Origin of the sequence: Corallococcus sp. RDP092CA, assembly GCF_041903675.1 — a bacterium.
Classification (GTDB): domain Bacteria; phylum Myxococcota; class Myxococcia; order Myxococcales; family Myxococcaceae; genus Corallococcus.
Genome location: NZ_JAYESI010000033.1, coordinates 1 through 22,828, shown reverse-complemented (window position 1 = coordinate 22,828; position 22,828 = coordinate 1). Strand labels below are relative to the sequence as shown.

Sequence of the window (22,828 nt, the reverse complement as noted above, 5' to 3'; positions counted from 1 at the left end):
GGCGGGCGGCGCGATGCAGACGGAAGGAGCCCCCGGGCTGCGGCAGTCGGCGCGACACCTCGTCGCGCTGCTGCGGCTGCTGCATCCGGCGTGGGGCTCGCTCGCGAGGAGCGCGCTCCTGGGCCCGGTCATCACCGGGCTCCTGCTCATCCCTCCATTCCTCACGCGGCTGTTGTTCGACCACGTGTCGTCCCCGCGGGACCTGGGGCTCCTGCACGTGCTGGTGCTGAGCATCCTCGCCGCGTCGGTGGCGGCGGCGCTCGCGGAGGCGCTGTTCGGCTATTACTCCTCGTACCTCACGGTGAAGCTGGAGAGCTCCGCCGCGCTCTACCTCTTCAACCACCTCCAGCACCTGCCGGACCGCTTCTTCTCCCGACGCCAGGTGGGCGAGCTCACCAGCCGCTTCGATGACGCGAAGGCGGGCATGGCGCTGGTGCTGGGGCTCATCCGCCTCGTCTTCTCGCAGCTCACCTTCCTGATCGTCATCCCCTTCACCCTGGCGTCGCTGCATTGGGAGCTGGCACTGGCGGCGGTGGCCACGCTGCCCATCGTGGTGGCGGTGCCGCTCGGCATCGGCCGCGCCATGGGCCTCGCGTGGCAGGAGGTGATGGGCGTGCATGGCGCCCTCCACGCGCTCCAGGTGGAGACGCTGCGGCAGAGCCGCACGACGAAGGTGCTGGCGCTGGAGCCGTTCGTGTACCAGCGCGCGGCGGGGCTGATGCAGTCCGTGCTGCGGGCGCACCTCAAGGCCCATGGAGTGGAGGGCCTGCTGCGGCTGTTCGAGCGCTCGGTGGAGGCCGCGCAGACGGCGCTCTTCACCTGGCTGGGCTGGCGGCTCATCCTCCAGGGCAAGCTGACGCTGGGCGGCTTCGTGGCCTTCGTGGCGTATGCCGCGTATCTGCGGGGGCCGGTCATCGAGGCCATCGCCTTCGTCACCGGCCTTCAGCAGCGCGGCGTCCACCTGCGCCGCTTCTTCGAATACCTGCACGAGACGCCGGAGCAGGACCCGGCCCGTTCCCTGACGCCGCCAGCCCCGCCGACGCGGCGGCTCTCGGGCGGGGTGGAGCTGGAGGGCGTGTCCTTCGGCTACCTGCCCGGGCAGGACGTGCTGCGCGAAGTGAGCGCGCGCGTCCGGCCCGGCTCGGTGGTGACCATCGTCGGCTCCAGCGGCTCCGGGAAGACGACGCTCGCGCGGCTGCTGACGCGCCTGGAGGAGCCGGGCCGGGGGCGTGTGCTGTACGACGGACAGGACGCGCGCGCGCTGGAGCTGTCCGACCTGCGCCGGCAGCTCGCGGTGGTGTGGCAGGACGTGGAGCTGTACCACGGCACCGTGCGCGACAACCTCACCCTGGGGCTCCCCGTCGTGAGCGAGGAGGACCTGCGTCAGGCAGTGCGGCTGTGCGCGCTGGAGTCCGTGCTCGCCGCGCTGCCCCAGGGCTACGACACGCCGGTGGCCGAGGCGGGCGCGAGCCTCTCCGGCGGACAGCGGCAGCGGCTGGCGCTGGCCCGCGCGGTGCTCCGCGACGCGCCGGTGCTGCTGTTGGACGAGGCCACCTCGCAGCTCGACGTGGAGACGGAGTCCGCCATCGTGCGGGCGCTGCTCGCCCGGGCCCGGGAGCGCGGTCAGACGGTGCTGTTCATCACGCACCGGCTGGCCAACGCGCCCCTGGCCGACGAGGTGTGGATGCTCGCGGGAGGCCAGCTGGTGGGCCAGGGGCCGCACGCGGAGCTGCTCGCGCGCTGTGCGCCGTACCAGCGGCTGTTCCGCGCGGGCATGGGCGAGGCGGACGCCGCCTGAGCGCGGACGGAAAGGGCCATGACAAACGAACCCCCACGTTCCTCCGCACCGCCGCTGCCCTCGCGGCTGCCCCTGCTGGAGGACCCCGACCACGCCGGACTCTTCGTCGTGCGGCGGATTGGCACGCTCACGCTCCTGCTCGTCGTGGTGCTCGGCGCGGGGATGGGGCTCGCGGGTTCGCTCGTGCACCTGACCGTGTCCGTTCCGGACGCGGTCCCGCCCCGCACGGAGTCCGTGTCGCTGGGCGCCTACGTGTTCCGGCAGCTGAAGCACTGGAGCCCTTCGCGGCTGGGGGGCACCTCCCCGTGAAGAAGGTGGGCATCATCGACAGCGGCGTGGAGGCGGCCTTCCTGCGCGAGCACGACCTGCATCTCGCGGGAGCGGCCTCGTTCTCGCTCGACCTGGACGCGCAGGTCCTGGAGGCGCGCGCCTATGAGCGGGAGGAGCTGGAGGCGTGGCGGGCCGGCGCGGGCACGCTGGACCTGGAGGACACGCACGGGCACGGCACGGGCATCCTGAGCATCCTCTACGACCAGGTCCGTCCCTGGCCGGACGTGGAGGTCTACGTCGCCCGCGTCCTCGACCAGAACATCCGTGGACACTCGCTGTGCCTGGTGGAGGCGATGGGGTGGATGCTCGATGAGGTGGGCGTGGACGTGCTCAACCTGAGCCTGGGCACGACCCACCGCGCGCTGGAGGCCTCCATGCGGGAGCTGGTGGAGCGCGCGGCGGCACGGGGCGCCATCATCGCGTCCTCCGCGGGCGGCGTGCCCACCCTGCCCGCGCAGCTGGAGTCGGTGGCGTCCGTGGGAGACCCCGCCCTCATGGAGCGCGTGGGCGCGGACGTGAAGGTGGACCACGTCGTGAAGGAGCGGGAGGTGAAGCTCTACATGGCGGGCCGCTGGATGCAGGTGCCCATGACGACCAGCTTCGCCTGCGCGGTGGCGGTGGCCGAGGTGCTGCGCGACGGGCCTCCGCCGGGATGGCGGCGCACGCGGGGCTGAGCGCCTTACTGCGCGGGCGTGGCCTGGGTGGGCGGCGTTGCCTCCAGGGCGAGGTCCCCCAGGTCCAGCACGTCGCCTTCCTTCAGCTTCAAGGTCCGGCGCAGACGCCCCTCGGACGGGCCTCCCTGGATGAGGAGGACGCGCTCACCCGCGCGCACCCCCATGAGGGAGAAGTGGCCCTCCCCGTTGGGGAGGTTGTCCGGGCTGAACGGCTCGCCCTCGATGCCGACAAACGCGCCAGGGATGGGCGCCTTCGTGGACGCGCCCACCACGCGGCCCCGCACGGTGGCTGGCCTCGCCAGGGGGATGTCCACTTCGAGCACCGCGCCCTCGCCGGGAGACGCCAGCGCCTCCCCGATGGAGCCGTCCAGCGTGCGCGCCGTCAGCTTCACCGGTTCGGGGGGGACGTCGCGCAATTCGAAGCGGTCACCGGAGAACTCGAGAGGCACCTCTCCCTGGGGAAGGAAGCCCTGCTGGAGCTGAAGCGACACGGTGAAGCCCCGGACGGGTTCACCCTTGCGCACCACACGGCCGCGAAGGAACGCCGCGGGCCGCAGTCGCACCACCACGTCCTGGTCGGCCGTCACGGACACAGCCTCGCTCGAGCGTCCGCCGTTACGCGCGCTCAGCAGCACACGGCGCGTCGCGGAGGCTCCCACGCGGGAGAGGGGAATGGCGAAGCGTCCCTCCTCATCCGTGGGCGTCATCGTCAGGGGAGTGCCCTCCCCCTCCACCGCGGTGAGGGTGATGACGGCACGAGGAGAGGGCGAACCGTCCGGCTCCAGGACGACGCCCCGGTATTCGTTCGCGTCGCGCTGCGCCTCCCAGGTGAACTCGACCCGGGTCGTCCTCCCCGCATCCACCCGCACCCGCGTCTGGTGTCCCGCGCTGAAGCGGCCACGCTCCATGAGCAGGAGCGCGTAGTCGTCCGAAGGAAGAACCATCCGGAAGGTGCCCTCCGCGTCCACGACTTCATGCCCCCCGGGTTGCGACGGGTCCTCCGCGATGGCCGTCACCTCCAGCGTCACGTCCGCAAGCGAGCCCCGGGCCACTCGCACCCGGCCTTCGAGCGTGCCCGTTCCCTCCAACGTGAAGTCCGCCTGGGCCGTGCGGTTCGCCTCCACGGAGACGATCCGGCGGGCGCCAATCGTCGCGCCCTCATGGCGCGCGGAGATGGAGATGCGGCCCGTGGCGAGCCCCTCAAGCCGATAGCGGCCGTCGGCATCGGTGCGGACCTCGACGCGGTTCTCGTCCGTTCCGTTGCCCCAGGCGTTGATGGCCACGACCCGGGCCGCCACCACCGCCGCGCCATTCCTGTCGCGCACCTGGCCCTCCACCGCGCCGGTGCCTGAGAGCTTGAACTCGACGGGGAAGCTCTCGCCCTGGGTGACGGTCAGGCCCCGGCGGATGGCTGGCGTATGGCCCGAGGCCGTGACCTTCGCGTCGTAGCTGCCGGGAGCGAGCCCTCGCACGAGGAAGTGTCCCTCGGCGTCCGACAGCCCGACGCCGGCGTCTCCGTCCCCACCGGAGGGCCTGACGTCGACACGCGCTCCGGCCACCGGCCTGCCCTCGGGCTCCTCCACGACGCGGCCCTCCAGCGCCGCGCCCGGTCCCAGTCGGATGCGCACGTCGCGCACGGTGCCGCCCGCGGCGCAGAGGACCGGCAGGTCGAGCGCTCCGGTCTCCTCGCCGCGCCGCGCGGACACGGGATGGGAGCCGGGCTCCACCTCCACGGAGAAGCCGCCCTGCGCGCCTGTCGTCACCACCTGAGAGGGATTGCCGCCCACCCGCACCTCCGCGTCCGCGACCGGCTGGCCCTTGGAGTCCACGACGAAGCCCTCGATGACGCTCGCCAGCCGGAGCGCCAGCGTCAGCGGGCCTTCCATGGGGATGCGCAGGCGGCTCAGCACCACACGCGCGTAGCCGGTGGCGCGGGCCTCCACGAGGTAGACGCCCGGAGCGAGGCCGTCGATGCGGAAGTTCCCACGCTCGTCACTCGTGGCATAGACGCGCTCGTCGTCGGGAGCGTCCGCGTGCTGCCAGACCTCCAGCTCGCGGGAGTGCGCCGTGAGCACGACCTCCACGAGGGGCAGCGGTTCATTCGCGCCTCGCACCACCGTGCGGCCCGTGAGGGTTTGCGCGGGCTCCAGGGCGATGCGCATGGCCGTGTGTGACTCGCCGAGCGGGCGGACCGCCTCGCGAAGCAGTGGAGCCCGCCCCGGGGCTCGCACCGCCACCAGATAGCGGCCTGGACCCGAGGCGAGGCGGGCGTGTCCCGACTGCTCCGTGAGGCCGGAGGCCCTCAGCGTCCACGCGGACGCCTGCGCCCCCCGTGCATAGAGCCGCACGGTCGTTCCGACCGAAGGCTTCCCCTCCGCGAGCACCTCCACGTCCAGGACGCCATCCGCCTCGTCCGGGGACCGCGCCGCAGGGAGCGAGCTGCCCTCGGAGTGCTCCGGGGTGGACGCGAGGTCCGCGGGGCGCTCGTGCGCGAGCGTGACGTCCGCGTTGTCCTCCGGCGCGGTCGGCCCTCCGGCACGCAGGGCCCAGAGCAGCACGAGGCCGCACGCGACCAGGACCCACACGCCACCGATGAGCCACCTGCGCATGACCGCCGTCCTCGCCCCTGCCTCCGTGAGGGCTCCGGCAGGCAGTATCGCCCGAAGCGGCGCGCACGTCCTGCTCCGGCATCCGCTCCGCACACCCCTTCGCATGTCGGGTTCGATGAAACAGCCCGGCGCTTCAGGCCCCACAGGGGCCTGTCCTGGATGCGTCCGCGCTCCAGGTGCCCGGTGCCGCACAGGGTCCGCCAGGCCGTCCGTGGCCGCGTGACACACGCGCTTCATGGCCGACACGCGGCCCACGGACGCCGCCCCCAGTGGCTTCGACCGTCGCGGGCTCCTCACGTGGCGGGGGGCCTCGCCCACGTTGATGAGCGAGGCGCGGAGCCCGGGAGGGCTGACGCCGCTACCGCGTCACGGCTCGGAACCACGAGGGCTCGGCGTGGACCGTCGTGCCGCCCGTGAACATGCCCTGGGTGAAGAAGGCCGACTCGAAGAAGTGGTACGGGTGGACCAGCTCCGGGCGGCTGACCTCCTCCAGCCGCGCGGCGAGGTCCGCGGGGAGCTGGACGTCCAGCGCGTGCAGGTTCGCCTCCAGTTGCTCCAGCCGCGTCGCGCCGATGATGGTGGACGTCACGCCGGGCCGGCGCGTCACCCACGCGAGCGCCACCTGCGCCGGGGACCGGTCCAGCTTCGTCGCCACTTCGCGCAGCACCTCCACGATGGCCCAGTTGCGCTCCGAGAAGAGCTTCTCGAAGCCGGGGTTGCCCCCGCTCTGGATGGACGGCAACCGCCCCTCGCCCTTCGCCTGCGTGCCCTCGCGGGTGTACTTGCCGGACAGCAACCCCGACGCCAGCGGGCTCCAGGGCGTGATGGACGCGCCCAGCGCCAGCGCCGCCGGGATGTGCTCGCGCTCGATGTTGCGCTCCACCAGCGAGTACTCCAGCTGCAACGCGACGACGCGCTCCCAGCCCTCCTGCTCCGCCAGCGTCTGCGCGCGGGCGAAGTACCAGGCCGGCACGTCCGACAGGCCGATGTAGCGGACCTTGCCCTCGCGCACGAGCGCGTCCAGCGTGCCCATCACCTCCTCCACCGGCGTCAGGCCATCCCACGCGTGCAGCCAGTACAGGTCCACGTAGTCCGTCTTCAGCCGCCGCAGCGACCCCTCCAGCGCGCGGCGGATGTTCTTGCGACCGTTGCCGCCCGCGTTCGGGTCCCCGGGCGACGTGTTGACGGTGAACTTCGTCGCGATGACCGCGCGGTCGCGGCCGCCGGCCTGCGCGAAGTAGTCCCCGATGATGGCCTCGCTGGAGCCGCCCGTGTAGCCATCCGCGGTGTCCAGGAAGTTGCCGCCCACCTCCAGGTAGCGCGCGAGGATGCGGGAGGCGGTCTCCTTGGGACTGCCCCAGCCCCACTCGGTGCCGAAGGTCATGGTGCCCAGGCACAGCGGGCTGACCCGCAGCCCACTGCGGCCCAGCAGGTGGTACTGCGCCAGCGAATCGATTCGAGCGGTCGTCGTCATGGAATGCTCCCCGGTTGGATGCGCAGAAGGTGCCGCCCGGGAGCCGCCAGATGAAGACGCGAAAGTTGCAGGGGCTGTTTAGACTTTCTTCGAAATGGCCCTGACGCCCCTCAATGCCCTGACCGTGTTCGTCACCGTCGCCCGGCGGCGCAGCTTCACGCAGGCCGCGAAGGAGCTGGGCGTGTCCTCGTCCGCGGTGAGCCAGGCGGTGCGCCAGCTGGAGGAGAAGCTGGGGCAGCCGCTGCTCGCCCGCACCACGCGCAGCGTGTCCCTCACCGACGCGGGCCAGCGGCTGCTGGACGAAGCGGCGCCTGGGCTCCAGTCCGCGCTGGCGGCGCTCGAGCACCTGGCCGCTGGGGAGGCGCCGCAGGTGACGGGCTCGCTGCGCCTGTCGGTGCCGGCGTTCTCCGTGCCCCTCATGATGGAGCCGCTGCTGCCGCGCTTCATCGCGGCCTACCCGCGGGTGCAGGTGCACGTGTCCGTGCAGGACTGGTTCGTGGACATCGTGAAGGAGGGCTACGACGCCGGCATCCGGCTCACGGAGTCCGTGCAGCGGGACATGGTCCAGGTGCGCCTGACGCAGTCCTTCCGCTTCCTCGTCGTGGGCACGCCCACGTACTTCGAACGGCACGGGACGCCCCGACATCCCCGGGACCTGGCTGGCGGAGGCGCTGCGCTCTGGCGCGCTGCGGCCCGCGCTGGAGGACTGGGCGCCGAGCGTCCCCGGCCTCTTCCTGTACTACCCCCACCGGGCGCGGGCCTCGCGTCCGCTGCGGGCCTTCATCGAGCTGGCGCGGGAGCTCCTCCCCCGCCGCTGAGGCGAGCCGGGCCGCTCGACTCCCGCACGGGCGGGCGGGCATGCTGCGCGCCGCTGGGTCTGCTTCCCGTGGACTGTTATGGCGGGAGACGGGCCGGTCGCACACCGAAAGGACAGGAACATGGCGCAGCACGGACAGCGTGTCGGTCTCTTCATGGCGCTCACGATGGCGGCGGCCCTCCTGGGCGCTCCCGCCCACGCGGCGGACACGGCGAAGAAGCCCAAGCCCTCCCCCTCCGCGAAGGCGGACGCCGGGGTCGAAGACAAGGACGCGGGCACCGCCGCCACGCCGGAGAAGGACGCCACCGCGTCCAGCGGCGCCGGCCGCTGCACGGGCAAGGCGAACTTCTGCGGCGTCTTCTCCCAGATGTACTGCAGCAGCCAGCCTGGATGTGCCTACATGTTTGGCGCCAACATGTGCGGCGGCGTGGCCATCGCCTGTGAGAAGGCCACCAACGAGGCGTTCTGCAAGAAGATCAAGGGCTGCTCCTGGAAGTAGCCCGCACCCAGTCCGGGGCCCGCCATGCCGAAGCGCGAGTTCGACGAGGGCCATGACGTCTCGACCCTCATGCGGGTCTCCATCCTGTTCATCCCCTTCGACGCCGCGAAGAAGTTCTACAAGGCCAACACCACCCGGGGCGTGAAGGGGCTGAGCGCGTCGCTCGACGACAGCGGCATGAGGGTGGACGGCGAGGACCTCGCGAACCCGCTCGTCGCCAGCATGTCCCCCAGCGACTTCCTGCCAGGGCCGGACATCGCGGCGAAGCTGGCGGACATCGTGGAGCAGGAGTGCGACCTCATCCGCGACATGCACGTCCGCGACGAGGACTATGACGACAACCTCCAGGCCTGGGTGCGGAGCAACGGGCCGGGGGTGGACACCTCGCGGTGGAGCGACAAGCGCAGGAAGCGCATCGAGCGGAACCTGCGGGGCTACAAGCACTACCCCGTCTTCATCTTCCTGTCGGAGAACCCCACGGGCTCGCCGTTCCCGGACCGCATCGACGTCTCCGGCCTGGGGATGTCCTACGTCCGCAAGCACCTGATTGACGACACGACGGTCAGGGGCATCAGGCACGTCAACGAGATCGCTCTCTACCTGCGCGAGGACATCGACCGGCAGCTGGACCCCACGCGGGACGACGGCTTCTACCTGCGGGCCAGCACCGTCACGCGCGACACGGCGTCCATCCAGGCGAAGCTGAAGGCCAAGGACGAGTACATCCTCAAGGTGACGCTGGGAGACTCGCATGGCCATTCGCTGACGGTGGCCGGGGTGCACCTGCGCGCGTCGCTGACGGGCTCCAACGCCCAGGAGCGGCTGGTGGAACGCCATACCTTGCAGGCCTTCTGCGCGGCCGAGGGCATCCAGGTGATGGTGGGCGACTTCAACATGGACCTTCAGGAGACGACCCAGGGCAGCCGGGGCGTCTTCGTCGACAGCCGGCCGGAGACCCGACCCACGTACATGCTGCCCCACAAGAGCACGGTGGCCATCCCGCGCTTCCACCAGCAGTACTCGAACTCCACCGGCAACGCCCACTACATGGGCCTCTACCAGGCGGACACGGAGGACCTGGAGCTGGTGGGGCCCGGCATGTACGGCCTGCTGGGCGCCAGCGGCTCCCGGCACCTGAAGTCCGAGGGCAAGTTCTACTCGGATCATCCCTCCATCTACCTGGAGGTGAAGTCCACGCGCCTGACCGAGGAGGCGCGCAACCGGATCCTCCAGCGCAAGATCCTCCGCGTCGTGCGCCGCCCGAAGTAGGCCGCCCGCGTCAGGAGACGGAGGGCGTCTTGCGCGCCCGCGGACGCCGGAGCAGCACCGCCGCGAGCCCCAGCCCGCTGAGCGCGGACAGGGCCAGGCCCAGGCGGAAGCTCAGCGGCCGGTAGTCGAAGCGGACCGTGTGGGCGCCTCTCGGCAGCAGCACGGCGCGCAGCGCCAGGTCCGCCCGGTGGATGGGGGCCTCCTGCCCGTCCACCGTCGCGGTCCAGCCGGGGTAGTGGCTGTCGGACACGACGAGGTAGCTCTCGTCGCAGGCCTCCACCTTCAACTCCTGATGCTGGGCGCCCTGGAGCACCCACTCCACGGCCCCCGTGCACGAGGGCCGCTCCAGCGGCGCCCCCGAAGCGAGGAAGGCCGTGTGCCGGAAGGGCTGGGAATCCTCCATCACCGCAGCGAGCGCCTGGGCGTCCGTCACCACGCGGGCGCGCTGCACCAGGAAGGCGCGGGGCAGCGCCGTGCGCGAGCGGGACAGGGTGGTGCCGTCGTCCGCCGTGTGGAGCAGCTCCAGGTCGTCGTAGGGCGGTGGCCCGTTGCGCAGATAATGGGTGACGCCCGCCAGGTCGAAGACGGTGCGTTGACCCGCGTCGTGGAAGACCTCCGAGTACACGGGCTCGGGTGCCCCCGAGCCCTCCAGGGCGGGCAGGCGCGCCTCGACGAAGCGGTTGGGGATGAGCTGTTCGAGGCTGCGCTCGACGGTGTTCCCGGTGCCCCCGCGCGAGGGGTCTTCGGGGCCCTGGATGTCCACGCTGATGCGTCCCGGGTAGGGCTGCGGCAGGAAGACGCGCAGGGAGAAGGGCCGCAGCAGCGGCGCCAGGCGGGCGTATCCCGTCCGGCCCAGCAGCGCGTGCGACGCCGCCACCTCCAGCACCGCGAGCAGCGCGACGCCCCGTCGCACCTGGCGGGGCCGCGCGAAGCCGCCGCGAGGCCAGAGCACCACGAGCGCGGCCAACCCCAGACACAGGGGCACCCAGGGGGCGCCCGCCTCGGCGGCGGCGCGCATGGACAGACGGCGGGCCACGGGCCCCAGGACAGCCATGGCGCCCACCATGCCCACCAGGGCCACGGCCGCGCGCAGGCGAGAAGGACGCAGGCGCCGCGCGAGCCGGCCCAGGGCATCCACCCCGAAGGCGGAGAGCACGGACACACAGAACGCGGCCCCCACGAAGTACTTCACCGGATAGCGGAAGAGGGAGAACGGAGGCACGTGCAGCAGCACCCAGGCCGCGGGGGCGAAGTGCCGTCCCAGGCTCAGCGCCACGAGCACCAGCGCCGCCACCGCGAAGGGTCGGGCGCGCCGGGGCCCACGCAGGGCGCCCAGCGCCGCGAGCGCGCAGGGGAGCGTCCCCAGGAAGACGCTGAGGATGAACCACTGGTCCTCGCCCCAGTAGTGGTCCCGGGGCCAGTCCGCGAGCGGCCACATCGCGGACAGCACCTGGGGCCACGACATGGACCAGACGAGCGGCCAGCGCCAGGACTCCTGCGCGCGGAGGGAGTTCCGCGCGAACTCGGCGGTCGGCAGCAGCGCCACCGCGGCGAGCAGCGCCGCCAGCGCGAAGCCCGCCGTCACGAGCGCCACCGAGCGCGCGCGAGCCTCCGGCACGCACCGTGGCGCGCCCCCCGCGGCCAGCACCGCGACCAGCCCCTGCCAGAGCGTGGTCTCCGGCGAGCCGGCGAAGAGGGACAGCGCGCCGTACACGGCCAGCCGCGCCAGGGGACCACGCCCCGGACGGCGCTGGAGGTCGAGCGCGGCGCCCACGATGAAGCCGCTCCAGGCCGCGGCGTCGACGACGTTCTGCTGAGTCCCCAGCCGCGTCATCAGCACCGACAGCCCGAACGTGGTGCCCGCGACGACGGCCGCGGCCCAGGAAGTCCGCCGCCTCCGGCACAGCAGGAACACGCCCACCGCCGCGAGCACGACGTGCCCCAACTGCATCACCGTCATGGACACGATGGGGCCCGTGAGCAGCACCGCGGCCCAGCGGGGCGGGTAGTACACCTGCGAGTAGAGGGTCGCCGCGAACGGCTGGCCCAGGCGCAGGTAGGGGTTCCACAGGGGCACTTCGCCCGCGCGCAGCGACTCCAGCAGGAAGGCCGAGTCCGGGAAGAAGATGCGGAACAAATCCCGGCCCGCGAACAGCTGCCCGCCCAGCACCGGCCAATAGACGAAGGCGAGCAGCGCCAGCAGCCCCACGACGGTGGGAAGCCCTGCCCGTCTTCGCGTCCGCGGCGTCGTCATGCCGACGGCATCGTAGGACGGATGTCCTCACGTCAGTATCTGGAAGGCCTCCGCCACGGCGTCGAACTTCCCGCGGTCCAGAGGCATGGCTGGGTCGCCCCGCCGTCTCGGAACATCTCCAGGTCCTGCGCAAGGCACGGCTCGTCCGCGAGGAGCCACGCGGCCGCGAGCGCTACTACCACCTGGATCCGCGCCCGTTGGCGGAGGTGGAGGACTGGCTCAAGGCCTTCACGCACTACTGGAAGCAGCGGCTCGCCGCGCTCGAGGACGTGCTCGACGAGGAGTCACGCAAATGAATCCCCCCGCCGTCATCCAGCTGGACCACGTGTATGCCCATCCGCCCTCCGCCGTGTGGAAGGCATTGACGGACCCGGCGCTCCACGCGAAGTGGTGGGCTGCGGGCGACGTGCGGCCTGTCGTGGGGCACCGCTTCACGCTCGACATGGGCCCCTGGGGCCAGCAGCCATGCGAGGTGCTGGCGGTGGAGCCGGAGCGGCTGCTCCAGTACCGCTTCGCCACGGGCGTGCTCGACACGACCCTCGCCTGGCGCCTCCAGCCGGAGGGGACGGGGACGCGGCTCACGCTCATCCACGAAGGCTTCAACCTGGACTCGCCCCTGGGCCGCCGCGCCTTCGAGGGGATGAAGCCGGGCTGGCCGGGAGTGCTCGCACGGCTGGGAGCCGCACTCGGCGTCTGACTGGCCGCCCCCCTGAGACGACCCGTGGACGCAGGGGGGGAACGCGGATACAAGGCCGCCGCATGGAGGCCGTCACCGTGAAGAAGCCCACCCTCGTCACCGAAATCTCGAAGGAGTTCACCTTCGAGGCCGCGCACCGCCTGCCCCACGTTCCGGAAGGGCACAAGTGCTCGCGGGTGCACGGCCACAGCTACCGCATCGAGATCACCCTCCGCGGCCCCGTGCACCCGCAGTTCGGGTGGATCGTGGACTTCGCGGAGCTGAACGCCGCGTGGCAGCCGCTGCACGCCCAGCTGGACCACCGGCTGCTCAACGACGTCCCGGGCCTGGAGAACCCCACGAGCGAGCTGCTGGCCGCGTGGCTCTTCGAGCGCGTGAACGTGCCCGGCGCCACCGTCGCGCGCATCCGCGTGGCGGAGACCTGCACGTCCTCGTGCACCGTCTACGCCGCGGAGGGCTGAATCAGCGCTCAGCGCTCTACCTGGCCCAGGTTGGCGTGGATGACCGCGCCATTCAGGACCGGGGTGGTGGCGCAGAGGTAGAGCACGTTGGCGATCTCCTCGGGCGCGATGAGCCGCCCGAACGTCGACATCGCCGCCACGCCCGCCCGGACGGCGGGGTCCGCGCCCATGTGCTCGCGGAGCATCTCCGTGTCCGTGAAGCCAGGGCAGACGGCGGCGGTGTGGATCCGCGTCCCCACCAGGTCCTGGCAGGTGGCCCGCATCATCCCGATGAGCGCGTGCTTGGTCGTCACGTAGGACGCCACGCCCTTCACGGCCTTCTCCCCCAGCGTGGACGCCACGTAGAGCAGGGACGAGCCAGGGCTGAGCAGCGGCCGCGCCAGGCGGTTGAGCACCAGCGGGGCCACCACGTTGACCTCCAGCACGCGGCGCAGGTGGTCCGCGTCCATGGTCAGCGCGTCGTCGTGCTCATAGAGGGCGGCGTTGTGCACCACGCACAGGCGCCCCTGGCCGGCGCCGTCGCGCAGCGCCTGCTCCACCGCGGGCTCCCAGCCCGGCACGGCCAGGTCCACCGGCACGTTGACGACGCCCGGCACGCCGCACGGGCCGCGCGACACGTTGATGACGCGCCAGCCCTCCTCGCGGAAGCGCGCCGCCGCCGCCCGGCCGATGCCCCGGCTGGCGCCGGTGATGAGGACCTGATCAGACATCCCGCCTCCACTCCCAGGAGGCCCACTGGCCTGGGCCCGAAGCGCACTTCACCACCAGCTGCGTGATGTGGTCGCGCGCCATCCCGCTGCCGTCGCCCACCAGCCCCTCGCCGAAGACGCGCGCCAGCTCCTCCAGCGACACGTTGGCCACGGGGAGCACCGTCACGTCGCGCGCGAGGAAGCGCAGCTCCTCGCCGTTGAAGTGCGCCACGTGGTTGCCCTGCGCGTCCCGCTCCAGCCGCAGGTGCGGGGAGCGGTCCGGCAGGAAGAAGGTCTCGTTCCAGGCCTTGCAGCGGGCGATGATGGCCTGCTTGAGCGGACCGTAGTCCGAGAGCAGGCCGTCGTCGGCCACCTCCCCCGTCAGCGCGACGTAGACGGAGAAGTTGTGCCCATGCAGGTTCTCGCGGTGCGTGGCGGAGAAGATGGTGAAGTGCCCCGCGGAGAACTTCATCTCTTCCTTGTGCAGCTCGAGGGTCGTGGTGCGCGGCGCCATGGGATGCCCCAGGGCATACCACCCAGGGCCAAGGCGGGACTAGAAGAGGAAGCCCGAGGCGAGGAAATCCGAGAGCGGATGGTCGTACGAGCCCATGCACGGGGCCACGCCCCGTGGGCCAGCGGCGGCGCTGCGCCAGCTGCGCTGGTCCTGGACGGCCGCTCCAAGCAGACACCCCGCCCCCGGCGCGATTTCCCGCCATGATGAAACGATGATGAGGAGACGAGCCCTCCGTGCGGTTCGATGCGGGGCGCATCTGGATGATGGCTCCACCCTGATGCGCGAGAGGTGGTCCATGCTGAAATCCCTCCTGAGAAGCACCCTGCCGCTGCTCTTGATGATGCCCGCCGGGCCCGTGCTGGCCCAGCCAGACGCGGGCGCCGCCGCCACGAGCGTCATCGTCGGCACGGTGACTGACATTGAAACCAAGAAGCCCCTGCCGGACGTGGTCGTCACCGCGACCTCACCGAGCCTGGTGGGCGAACAGACGGTCGTCACGGACGCGAATGGAGACTACCGCATCCCCCAGCTTCCGGCGGGCACGTACACCCTGCGGTTCGAACTGGAGGCGTTCCATGTCTACGCCCGCCCCGAGCTCCAGTTGCTGCCCAACCGCACCATCCGCGTGAACGTGGAGCTGCTCCCTGGGAGCCTCTCGGCGACGACCATCGTTGGCGCCCCACCAACGACCGACGTCGGCTCGACGAGCCAGGGCGTCAACATCGACCAGGAGTTCGTCAAGCGCCTCGCGGAGATGCGCCCGGTGATCAAGAACGGCGGGAAGCGCGAGTTCGAGTCCCTGGCGGAGCTGGCGCCGTCCGGCGACGGAGACCCGAACAGCACCAACGACCGCGCGCGCGCCCCGTCCTGGGCCCTGCCGTACATGCACATCTTCGTCGCGGACGGCACGCCGCAGCCGGTGTACCGCGCGCCTCAGGCCTCGGCGGTCCCCACGCCCCAGCCCGCGCCGGAGCGGACCGTGGCCCCGAAGAACCAGCGCTTCTTCGACATGTACTTCAAGGGCTACGGCGTGAACCCCACGGTGGACACCGAGGAGGAGCGCTTCTCCACCTTCTCCGTGGACACCGACACGGCGTCGTACACGCTGGCGCGCGCCTACCTGGAGCGCGGCGCGCTTCCGGACGAGCAGGCCGTGCGTGTGGAGGAGTTCGTCAACACCTTCGACTATGGCTACGCCAACGCCCCGGACGCGCCCTTCAGCGTGAACGTGGAGGGCTTCCCCTCCCCCGCCCGCAAGGGCTACCAGGTGGTGCACATCGGCGTGAAGGCGCGCGACGTGCGCCGCGCGGCGCGAAAGCCAGGGCACCTGGTCTTCGTCATCGACGTGTCCGGCTCCATGGCCATGGAGAACCGGCTGGGCCTGGTGAAGCGCTCGCTGCGCCTGCTGGTGGACGCGCTGGATGAGCGGGACTGGGTGTCCATCGTCGTCTACGGCACCACCGCCCATCAGGTGCTCGCCCCCACCAACGCCACGCAGAGGGCCACCATCCTGAGCGCCATCGACAGCGTCCAGTCCGAGGGGTCCACCAACGCGCAGGCGGGCATGGAGCTGGGCTACTCGCTGGCCGCGAGCCACATGCTCGAGGGCGGCATCAACCGCGTCATCCTCTGCTCGGACGGCGTGGCGAACAACGGCATCACCCAGGCGGACGGCATCTGGGAGCGCGTGAAGGAGCAGGCGGCGGCGGGCATCACCCTGTCCACCGTGGGCTTCGGCATGGGCAACTACAACGACGCGCTGATGGAGCGGCTGGCCCAGGTGGGCGAAGGCAACTACACCTACGTGGACAAGCTGGAGGAGGCCCGCCGCATCTTCGTGCAGAACCTCACCGGCACGCTCCAGGTGGTGGCCAAGGACGTGAAGCTCCAGGTGGAGTTCGACCGCAAGACGGTGTCCCGCTACCGCCTCATCGGCTACGAGAACCGGCTGCTCACGCGGCAGCAGTTCAACGACGACCGCGTGGACGCGGGTGAAGTGGGCGCGGGCCACGCCGTCACCGCCCTCTACGAGGTGAAGCTGCGCGACCCGTCCCAGACGAACTTCGGCACGCTGCGGATCCGCTACAAGGCCCCGGAGGGCGGCAGCTCGCGCCTCATCGAGAAGGCGATGCCCGTGACGCTCCTGCGTCCCGCCTATGAGCAGGCCGCGTCCCCCACCCGCCTGTCCTACGTCGCCGCCGCCTTCGCGGAGAAGCTGCGCGGCTCCTACTGGGCGCGCCCGCTCACCTACGACGCGCTCGCGTCGCTGTGGGAGGAGCTGGGCACGCCGCTGAAGGCCCGTGCGGACGTGGTGGAGCTGGGCGGGCTCATCCGGCTGGCGAAGAAGCTGGACCGCCGCGAGGACCGCTTCGAGTCCTTCGCGCCGGTGCGCACCATGGACGCCGACCGCGTCCCCACCCTCAAGTAGGAACCTCCGGATGCCGCGCAGGCTGCTGCCCACCCTCGTCGCCCTCGTGCTCGGCCTCGCCGGGCTCGGGGTCGGCCTGGGGTATCTCCACCGCATCTTCGCCGCCGAGCGCGAGGATGCGCGGGCCTCGCTGCGCTCCCGGCGCGAGGCCCTGGAGCAGTACGCGCGCGCCTCGCTGGGGCAGGCGCTGCGCGAAGGCCTGGAGGGCGCGCGCGGCACGCTGGCGGCGGCGAAGGAGGATCCGCTGGTGGCCACGCCGGGGCTGTACCTGCGGGAGCAGGGGGAGCAGGTCCTGCCCCGGCTGGCGCTGTTCGACACGGCCGGGGACTCGCCCGCGAAGGACCGCTACGCGCGGCTGCGGGCGGGCACGGAGGTCGCGGACGAGGACGAGGGCCCGTGGAAGGAGCGGCTGGCGCGGATGGCGCTGGTGGAGCAGGCGCTGAAGGCGAAGGACCGGAAGGCCACGCTGCTGTCGTTGATGGCGCTGCTCCAGCACCGCGCCCGCTTCGTGCTCGCGTCCACGCGGGACCTGCCCTCGCTGCTGGTGGTGCTGGAGGACGTGGCGGCGCGGGGCGACGTGATGCCGGACCTGATGCGGGCCCTGGTGCGCGACGGGCTCCTGGATGGACAGGGCGGAGGGCGGCTGGAGGGGTTGCAGCGGTTGCTGCTGCTCAAGCGCTCGCGCTTCACGCCGGAGGACTTCGACTTCCTGCGCGGAAGGGTGGCGGCGCTCTCCCTGCGCGTGGGCGTGCCGGTGGAGGACTTCGAGGCCCGTGCTCGCGAGCTGACCGCGTCGCCGCTGCCCCTCCCGGAGGCCGTGCTGGAGCCGGTGCTGGTCCGGCCCGGCTGGTACCTGGAGCCGCTCCAGGGCGCGGACGTGCGCGGGCTGGCGCTGGACCTGCCCGGCCTGCTGGCGGGGCTCACCCGCGAGATGCGCGAGCGCGGCCTGCTGGAGGCGGACGGGCGCGTGACCCTGCCGGGGGATGCGCCCGTGATGTCGCTGGCGTCGCTGCCCGTGGCGGTGGAGGCGTCCGCCTGGGCGCGGGGCGAGGAGGCGCTGGAGGGCCGCTACCGGCTCAAGACGCTGATGCTGGCGCTGTGCGCGGCGCTGGCGCTGATCATCGCGGCGCTGGCCTTCGTGGCGCAGCAGCGCAAGTACCGCTTCCTGGAGCTCAAGAGCGACTTCGTGGCCACGGTGTCGCACGAGCTGCGCACGCCGCTGGCCTCCATCCGCCTGCTCGCGGAGACGCTGGAGTGGCGGGTGGCGGAGGGCGCGGACGCGAAGGACTACCCCGCGCGCATCATCCGCGAGGCGGACGGGCTGGGCTTCCTGGTGGAGAACCTGCTGTCCTTCAACCGCATCGACAAGGGGCGCTGGGTGCCGAGGCTCGCGCCGGTGCGGCTGGACGAGCTGGTCTCCCAGCTGCGCCGGGACCTGGAGTCCAGCGCTCCGGTGCCGGTGGAGCTGACCGCGGACGTGGACGCGCGCGAGCTGAACGCGGACGCCCAGCTGTTGCGGCTCCTGCTGACGAACCTGGCGCGCAATGCCTGTGCGTACAACACGCGCAGCCCCGTGCGGCTCCAGGTCCAGACGCTGCCCGGAGGGCGCGTGCGCTTCACGGACAACGGCACCGGCATCCCGGAGGCCGAGTGGGAGCGCGTCTTCGGCGAGTTCTACCGGCTGTCCGGCCGCGACGGCCGCGAGGTGCCCGGCAGCGGGCTGGGGCTCGCGCTGTGCCGGAAGATCGCCCGGCTGCACGGAGGCACGCTGCGCGTGGCGGCCTCCGGCCCTGAAGGCACCACCTTCGAGCTGACCCTCCCCGAGTACCGGCCCGAGGCCCGGAGCACCGCATGACCCCCGCCGCCCCCACCGTCCTCGTCGTGGAGGACGACCCGAACCTGCGGCTCGCGCTGCGCGACAACCTGGAGCACCAGGGCGGCTACGCCGTGGAGGAGGCCGCCACGGTGAAGGAGGCGCGCGAGCAGCTCTCCCGCCGCGACTTCCAGCTCATCCTCCTGGACGTGATGCTCCCGGACGGAGACGGCTACGCGCTCTGCCGCTCGCTGCGAGAGGAAGGCGTGGGCGTGCCGGTGCTGATGCTCACCGCGCGCACGCTGGAGGAGGACGTGGTGCGCGGCTTCGAGTCCGGCGCGCAGGACTATCTGGGCAAGCCCTACCGGCTGCGCGAGCTGCTCGCGCGAGTGGGCGCCCACCTGAGGCGCGGCGGCGTGGCCCCCGTGAAGGTCCTGCGCTTCGCGGGCTACAGCGTGGACCTGGACCGGCGGCGGGTGGAGCTGCCCGAAGGCATGGAGGTGGAGCTGACGCGCAAGGAGTTCGACCTGCTGGCCTTCTTCCTCAAGGAGCGCGAGCGGGCGCTCAAGCGCGACGAGATCCTGGACGCGGTCTGGGGCACGGACGTGGTGGTGGACCCGCACACCGTGGACAACTTCGTCTCCAGCCTGAAGCGCAAGCTCAAGTGGACCAGCGCGTCCCGCTTCTCCATCCAGACCGTGCGCGGAGTGGGCTACCGTATGGAGGTCGAGCGCGGTTCCTGATGCCCGCTTGTCAGCGCCAGGGCCCCAAGAAAGACTGACCGCATGGCCTCCGCCCGCCGCATCCTCGTCCCGCTGCCCGACCATGACTTCGACGTCACCGAGGTGGCCGTGCCCTGGCGCATGCTCACCGACGCGGGCCATGACGTCGTGTTCGCCACGGAGAAGGGCCACATGCCCGCGGCGGATCCGCTGCTGCTCACCGGCGTGCTCTTCGGGAAGCTGGGCGCGGATCCGGAGCCCAAGCGCTTCTATGGCGACCTCACGCTCACGGAGGCCTTCCAGAAGCCCCTCACCTGGGACGCGGTGACGCCGTCGGACTTCGACGCGCTCCTGCTACCCGGAGGCCACGCGCCGGGCATGCGGCAGTACCTGGGCAGCGGGCTGCTCCAGGCGAAGGTGGCGGCGTTCTGGGCGCTCCAGCGCCCCGTGGCGGCCATCTGCCATGGCGTGCTGGTGCTGGCGCGCACCAAGGACCCCGCCACCGGCAGGAGCGTGCTCCACGGCACGCGCACCACCTGCCTGCCCAGGTACATGGAGCGCTCCGCGTACCTGCTGACGGCGTGGAAGCTGGGGCGCTACTACCGGACCTACCCCGCCTACGTGGAGGAGGAGGTCGTCGCCGCGCTCGCGGACCCCAGCCACTTCGAGCGCGGCCCCCGCGTCCTGTCCAAGCGCGGCACCGCGACGGACCACGCGCCCGCCTTCGTGGTGGAGGACGGGCGCTACGTGTCCGCGCGGTGGCCGGGGGACGCGTACCTCTTCACGGAGCGCCTCCTACAGCGCCTGTGAGGCGGCGGCTCAGGACTCGTCGTCGCTGCTGTCGGACATGTAGCCGCCGACCTTGCTGAACTCCGTCGGCGGCTCCGGCGGCTTGCGCATCTTCTTGTCGTCGTAGTTCACCGCGCGGCGCATGTAGTCCGGCTTGTCCGCCATGGGGAACGTGGGCGTCTTCCCCGTGAAGGCCTGCTCCAGGCTGATCTCCCCGGCCTGCACCATGCGCAGCGTCGCGCGCCCCGCCTTGCCGGAGCCCCCGACGCGCATGGGCTCGGACACGTTCATGATGGCCAGGAGCTTGGCGGCGGCGTTCTTCGACTTGTCGTCCGTGAGGTGCTGCGGGGCCTTGCCGTCCAGGCTGTCGAGCAGGTCCGTGGCGATGTCCTTGTCGCTCTTGCCCCCGGCCTTCAACGCCCCCACCAGGTCCGAGTACTTTTGCCCCACCGCCTTGTTGCCGTAGTCCTTCTTCGCCTGCGTGGTGATCTTGAAGGCCGGGTCGGACGTGGGGAACTTGCTCGCGTTCACCGGGCCGAAGGGCGTCTCCACCCGCTGCTTGCCGGCCGTCTTCGGATCCAGCCTCTGGAAGCCCTGCGCGGTGCCCACGAAGCCGCTGCGACCGCTCGACGAGCCCACCGCGTCCGCTGACGACGGTCCTCGCGAAGCTTCGCCCGCTTCAGCCGGGCCTCCGTCGTGTTGTCCTTCACGTCAGTCTTCGCCAGCTTGTCCGGCGCCGACGCCGCCGCCGCGTCCGAGGCGTCCAGCGGGCGCTTCTTGCTCGTGCTCGCGGTGCTCGTGGAAGGCGTGGAGACGGTGTTCGGCGCCTGGGGGGTGGTGGCGGGCGGAGACTTCGGCAGCGACGTCGCCTTGAAGGGGGAGCCGCCAATCGACTTGGGCATGAGGGGCCTCCGGGGTGACACGGGGGACGAACTGGCGCCGCAGCTTGGCCAGGGCCACCCCCGCGCGCGCGAGGCCATTCTCCCTCCTGTTCAACTGACGCCTCTGTGCACTCCCCGGATTGACTGGATACCATGCTCAATGGCATGAAGCCCCACGACTTTGTTCTTCAAAAGAACAAAGTCACCATGGAGGTTCGGATTCACCTCCTGGGAGTTCCTTCACCTGCTGGCGGTATCTACGGGAGACGTCATGAGCCACAAGGGGATGATCCGCGGTCTGTCGTTGCTGGGAGTCGTGGGCGCGCTGGCCGGCTGTTCGGGGCCCGAGGCCGGAGAGGACGCGCCAGGGGCCGTGGGCCAGGTGGAGAGCGCGGCCGTCGTGTCCACCATCACGGAGGGCGACTACGTCATCCGCTCGGTGCGGACGAACAAGTGCATCGACGTGGCGTCCTCCAGCACGGCCGACGGCGCGAAGGTGCAGCAGTGGGACTGCAACGGCACCAACGCGCAGAAGTTCCACATCTCGCCCACGTCGGGCGGGTTCTACAAGATCATCAACGTCAACAGCGGCAAGGCCCTGGACATCAAGGAGGTCAGCACCGCGGAGAACGCCGTCCTCCACCAGTGGACCTACGTGGACGGCGCCAACCAGCAGTTCCAGTTCATCAACCGGGGCGGCGTGCAGTTCAGCTTCCACCCGCGCCACACGGGCATGGCCATGGACCTGTCGTGGGGCTCGCCGGACAACGGCACGCTCATCGTCCAGTACCCCTTCTATCCGGACCGCGACAACCAGCGCTGGACGTTCGACCTGGTGTCCGGCGGCGGTGGAGGCGGCGGCACGGGCTTCGCGGGCATCCTCACCCGCGACACGTTCAACACCATGTTCCCCAGCCGCAACGGCTTCTACACCTACGACGCGCTCATCGCCGCCGCGAACACCTTCCCGGGCCTGGCGACCACGGGTGACACCGACACGCGCAAGCGCGAGGTGGCCGCCTTCCTGGCCAACGTGTCACACGAGACGGGCGGGCTCGTTTACGTCGAGGAGATCAACAAGGGCGACTACTGCGACACGTCCTGGGGTCCTCCGGGGTGCAGCTGCGCGCCCGGCAAGCGGTACTTCGGACGCGGCCCCATGCAGCTGTCGTGGAACGGCAACTACTGCGCTGCGGGCAACGCGCTGGGGCTACCGCTCCAGGCGAACCCGGACCTGCTGGCACAGGACGCGAACGCCGCGTGGCGCTCGGGCTTCTGGTTCTGGACCACGCAGACGGGCGCGGGCTCCATGACGGCGCACAACGCCATCGTGAACGGCGCGGGCTTCGGTGAGACCATCCGCACCATCAACGGCTCGCTGGAGTGCAACGGCCGCAACCCCGCGCAGGTGAAGAGCCGCGTGGACGCGTACAAGTACTTCTGCGGCCTGCTCGGCGTGAGCCCCGGCGCCAACCTGGAGTGCTAGACGCTGGAAGGCGGGTGGCGCGCGGCGCTTTCTTCCGCCTCGCGCCACCTGCGTCCGTCCGGCAAGGCCTAACGGCTGGCCGCCGGGTTTCGCCAGATGAGCAACACCTGGTTGATGGTGCTCACCCACCGCCGGGCGGCGCCCGAGTCCTCGTAGATGGCGTCCTTCATCAGCTTGAAGACGAAGTCATTGCCATCCTGGAGGAGGAGCCGGACGCCGTCTCCCTTCCAGAAGCTCTCGCGCACCTCCGCGCGGGCAATGTCTTTCAAGTAGAAGTTGAAGAGGAGCGTGCCGTCCGCGTCCTCGGCGAAGATGCGCCGGCTGGTCATCGTCGCCAGGTAGGTGCCGAAGAACGTGTCATCGGCCCGGCGCGTGGACACCAGGGACTGCAACTGGATGTCTTCCTTCGGAGCCAGCAGGACCTTCGTCTTCATGACTCCCCCTCCTGGGTGGGCGTGCCCTGGAAGAGCGTCCCTTCCTTGTAGAGCTCCGTATAGCCTGAGGGATCCCCTCATCGCAGCATGAGGAGGGTTGATCATCCGTAGCGCTGCTGCTGTTGGAGAAGCCGAGGAGCCAGTTGAAGTGAGGGGCCATGACGAGGACGGTGCGCGGATGCGCGAGCAT

The 22,828-nt window shown here is 71.2% G+C and carries 19 protein-coding genes and 1 pseudogene; 13 read left to right on the top strand and 7 right to left on the bottom strand.

Annotated elements, in window-relative coordinates:
* Window positions 1-13 precede the first annotated feature (13 nt).
* From U8525_RS27930 to U8525_RS27920, 3 genes are read left to right on the top strand one after another with little or no spacing between them, the layout of a single operon-like run.
* Complete coding sequence (locus U8525_RS27930) at window positions 14-1,798, top strand: ABC transporter ATP-binding protein (protein ID WP_374269728.1); 1,785 nt, start codon at window positions 14-16, stop codon at window positions 1,796-1,798.
* Between the two features lie 18 nt (window positions 1,799-1,816).
* Entirely contained in the window at window positions 1,817-2,107 is a 291-nt protein-coding gene (locus U8525_RS27925; RefSeq protein WP_374269726.1) for a hypothetical protein, read from the top strand.
* Window positions 2,104-2,802, top strand: a complete 699-nt coding sequence (locus U8525_RS27920) for a S8 family serine peptidase (protein ID WP_374269725.1) — start codon at window positions 2,104-2,106, stop codon at window positions 2,800-2,802. Before U8525_RS27925 ends, U8525_RS27920 begins: the two co-directional genes overlap by 4 nt.
* Window positions 2,803-2,807: 5 nt before the next feature.
* Here U8525_RS27920 and U8525_RS27915 read toward each other — a convergent pair whose 3' ends face one another.
* Together U8525_RS27915 and U8525_RS27910 are read right to left on the bottom strand one after the other, a co-directional pair.
* The gene (locus tag U8525_RS27915; RefSeq protein ID WP_374269723.1) at window positions 2,808-5,411 is read right to left on the bottom strand and encodes a carboxypeptidase regulatory-like domain-containing protein; all 2,604 of its coding nucleotides are present in this window, start codon (window positions 5,409-5,411) and stop codon (window positions 2,808-2,810) included.
* 358 nt (window positions 5,412-5,769) lie between these two features.
* Entirely contained in the window at window positions 5,770-6,885 is a 1,116-nt protein-coding gene (locus tag U8525_RS27910) for an aldo/keto reductase (RefSeq protein WP_374269721.1), read from the bottom strand.
* 94 nt (window positions 6,886-6,979) lie between these two features.
* On the opposite strand from U8525_RS27910, the pseudogene U8525_RS27905 reads away from it, so the two are divergent.
* From U8525_RS27905 to U8525_RS27895, 3 genes and pseudogenes are all read left to right on the top strand, one after another.
* A pseudogene (locus U8525_RS27905) lies at window positions 6,980-7,703 on the top strand (LysR family transcriptional regulator).
* A gap of 120 nt (window positions 7,704-7,823) precedes the next feature.
* Window positions 7,824-8,201: a hypothetical protein gene (locus U8525_RS27900; protein ID WP_374269719.1), complete on the top strand. Its 378-nt coding sequence runs from the start codon at window positions 7,824-7,826 to the stop codon at window positions 8,199-8,201.
* Between the two features lie 24 nt (window positions 8,202-8,225).
* Window positions 8,226-9,470 carry a hypothetical protein gene (locus U8525_RS27895; RefSeq protein WP_374269718.1) on the top strand — a complete coding sequence of 415 codons (1,245 nt, stop codon included), beginning with the start codon at window positions 8,226-8,228 and terminating at the stop codon, window positions 9,468-9,470.
* A gap of 10 nt (window positions 9,471-9,480) precedes the next feature.
* Here the strand turns inward: U8525_RS27895 and U8525_RS27890 are convergent, their stop codons facing one another.
* Entirely contained in the window at window positions 9,481-11,724 is a 2,244-nt protein-coding gene (locus tag U8525_RS27890) for a YfhO family protein (RefSeq protein WP_374269716.1), read from the bottom strand.
* 292 nt (window positions 11,725-12,016) lie between these two features.
* Between U8525_RS27890 and U8525_RS27885 the strand changes: the two genes are divergently transcribed.
* Window positions 12,017-12,421: an SRPBCC domain-containing protein gene (locus U8525_RS27885; RefSeq protein ID WP_374269714.1), complete on the top strand. Its 405-nt coding sequence runs from the start codon at window positions 12,017-12,019 to the stop codon at window positions 12,419-12,421.
* Window positions 12,422-12,483: 62 nt separating this feature from the next.
* Window positions 12,484-12,882 (top strand): 6-carboxytetrahydropterin synthase QueD, encoded by a 399-nt coding sequence (gene queD / locus U8525_RS27880; RefSeq protein WP_374269713.1) that lies wholly within the window; start codon window positions 12,484-12,486, stop codon window positions 12,880-12,882.
* A gap of 8 nt (window positions 12,883-12,890) precedes the next feature.
* On the opposite strand, the gene U8525_RS27875 is transcribed toward queD, so the two are convergent.
* Together U8525_RS27875 and U8525_RS27870 are read right to left on the bottom strand one after the other, a co-directional pair.
* The gene (locus U8525_RS27875) at window positions 12,891-13,592 is read right to left on the bottom strand and encodes an SDR family NAD(P)-dependent oxidoreductase (protein ID WP_374269711.1); all 702 of its coding nucleotides are present in this window, start codon (window positions 13,590-13,592) and stop codon (window positions 12,891-12,893) included.
* Window positions 13,585-14,085, bottom strand: coding sequence for a 6-pyruvoyl tetrahydropterin synthase family protein (locus U8525_RS27870; protein WP_374269709.1), 501 nt, complete (start codon window positions 14,083-14,085; stop codon window positions 13,585-13,587). Before U8525_RS27870 ends, U8525_RS27875 begins: the two co-directional genes overlap by 8 nt.
* 295 nt (window positions 14,086-14,380) lie before the next feature.
* Here U8525_RS27870 and U8525_RS27865 point away from each other — a divergent pair, with 295 nt between their 5' ends.
* The 4 genes from U8525_RS27865 to U8525_RS27850 are packed head-to-tail and all read left to right on the top strand — an operon-like array spanning window position 14,381 to window position 19,858.
* On the top strand, window positions 14,381-16,513 hold the full coding sequence (locus U8525_RS27865) for a von Willebrand factor type A domain-containing protein (RefSeq protein ID WP_374269707.1): 2,133 nt from the start codon (window positions 14,381-14,383) through the stop codon (window positions 16,511-16,513).
* 10 nt (window positions 16,514-16,523) lie between these two features.
* On the top strand, window positions 16,524-18,368 hold the full coding sequence (locus U8525_RS27860; RefSeq protein WP_374269705.1) for a sensor histidine kinase: 1,845 nt from the start codon (window positions 16,524-16,526) through the stop codon (window positions 18,366-18,368).
* Window positions 18,365-19,069, top strand: coding sequence for a response regulator transcription factor (locus U8525_RS27855; RefSeq protein WP_374269703.1), 705 nt, complete (start codon window positions 18,365-18,367; stop codon window positions 19,067-19,069). Before U8525_RS27860 ends, U8525_RS27855 begins: the two co-directional genes overlap by 4 nt.
* Window positions 19,070-19,111: 42 nt before the next feature.
* Entirely contained in the window at window positions 19,112-19,858 is a 747-nt protein-coding gene (locus tag U8525_RS27850) for a type 1 glutamine amidotransferase domain-containing protein (RefSeq protein ID WP_374269702.1), read from the top strand.
* Window positions 19,859-19,867: 9 nt separating this feature from the next.
* Here the strand turns inward: U8525_RS27850 and U8525_RS27845 are convergent, their stop codons facing one another.
* Complete coding sequence (locus U8525_RS27845) at window positions 19,868-20,476, bottom strand: hypothetical protein (RefSeq protein ID WP_374269700.1); 609 nt, start codon at window positions 20,474-20,476, stop codon at window positions 19,868-19,870.
* Between the two features lie 513 nt (window positions 20,477-20,989).
* On the opposite strand from U8525_RS27845, the gene U8525_RS27840 reads away from it, so the two are divergent.
* On the top strand, window positions 20,990-22,204 hold the full coding sequence (locus tag U8525_RS27840; protein WP_374269698.1) for a glycoside hydrolase family 19 protein: 1,215 nt from the start codon (window positions 20,990-20,992) through the stop codon (window positions 22,202-22,204).
* A gap of 68 nt (window positions 22,205-22,272) precedes the next feature.
* Here the strand turns inward: U8525_RS27840 and U8525_RS27835 are convergent, their stop codons facing one another.
* Window positions 22,273-22,638: a hypothetical protein gene (locus U8525_RS27835; RefSeq protein ID WP_374269696.1), complete on the bottom strand. Its 366-nt coding sequence runs from the start codon at window positions 22,636-22,638 to the stop codon at window positions 22,273-22,275.
* Between the last annotated feature and the right edge of the window lie 190 nt (window positions 22,639-22,828).

Coding starts and splice junctions, on each gene's coding strand:
- U8525_RS27930 (WP_374269728.1), top strand. CDS start 14: ATGCAGACGGAAGGAGCCCCCGGGCTGCGGCAGTCGGCGCGACACCTC.
- U8525_RS27925 (WP_374269726.1), top strand. CDS start 1,817: ATGACAAACGAACCCCCACGTTCCTCCGCACCGCCGCTGCCCTCGCGG.
- U8525_RS27915 (WP_374269723.1), bottom strand. CDS start 5,411: ATGCGCAGGTGGCTCATCGGTGGCGTGTGGGTCCTGGTCGCGTGCGGC.
- U8525_RS27910 (WP_374269721.1), bottom strand. CDS start 6,885: ATGACGACGACCGCTCGAATCGATTCGCTGGCGCAGTACCACCTGCTG.
- U8525_RS27900 (WP_374269719.1), top strand. CDS start 7,824: ATGGCGCAGCACGGACAGCGTGTCGGTCTCTTCATGGCGCTCACGATG.
- U8525_RS27895 (WP_374269718.1), top strand. CDS start 8,226: ATGCCGAAGCGCGAGTTCGACGAGGGCCATGACGTCTCGACCCTCATG.
- U8525_RS27890 (WP_374269716.1), bottom strand. CDS start 11,724: ATGACGACGCCGCGGACGCGAAGACGGGCAGGGCTTCCCACCGTCGTG.
- U8525_RS27885 (WP_374269714.1), top strand. CDS start 12,017: ATGAATCCCCCCGCCGTCATCCAGCTGGACCACGTGTATGCCCATCCG.
- queD (WP_374269713.1), top strand. CDS start 12,484: ATGGAGGCCGTCACCGTGAAGAAGCCCACCCTCGTCACCGAAATCTCG.
- U8525_RS27875 (WP_374269711.1), bottom strand. CDS start 13,592: ATGTCTGATCAGGTCCTCATCACCGGCGCCAGCCGGGGCATCGGCCGG.
- U8525_RS27870 (WP_374269709.1), bottom strand. CDS start 14,085: ATGGCGCCGCGCACCACGACCCTCGAGCTGCACAAGGAAGAGATGAAG.
- U8525_RS27865 (WP_374269707.1), top strand. CDS start 14,381: ATGCTGAAATCCCTCCTGAGAAGCACCCTGCCGCTGCTCTTGATGATG.
- U8525_RS27860 (WP_374269705.1), top strand. CDS start 16,524: ATGCCGCGCAGGCTGCTGCCCACCCTCGTCGCCCTCGTGCTCGGCCTC.
- U8525_RS27855 (WP_374269703.1), top strand. CDS start 18,365: ATGACCCCCGCCGCCCCCACCGTCCTCGTCGTGGAGGACGACCCGAAC.
- U8525_RS27850 (WP_374269702.1), top strand. CDS start 19,112: ATGGCCTCCGCCCGCCGCATCCTCGTCCCGCTGCCCGACCATGACTTC.
- U8525_RS27840 (WP_374269698.1), top strand. CDS start 20,990: ATGAGCCACAAGGGGATGATCCGCGGTCTGTCGTTGCTGGGAGTCGTG.
- U8525_RS27835 (WP_374269696.1), bottom strand. CDS start 22,638: ATGAAGACGAAGGTCCTGCTGGCTCCGAAGGAAGACATCCAGTTGCAG.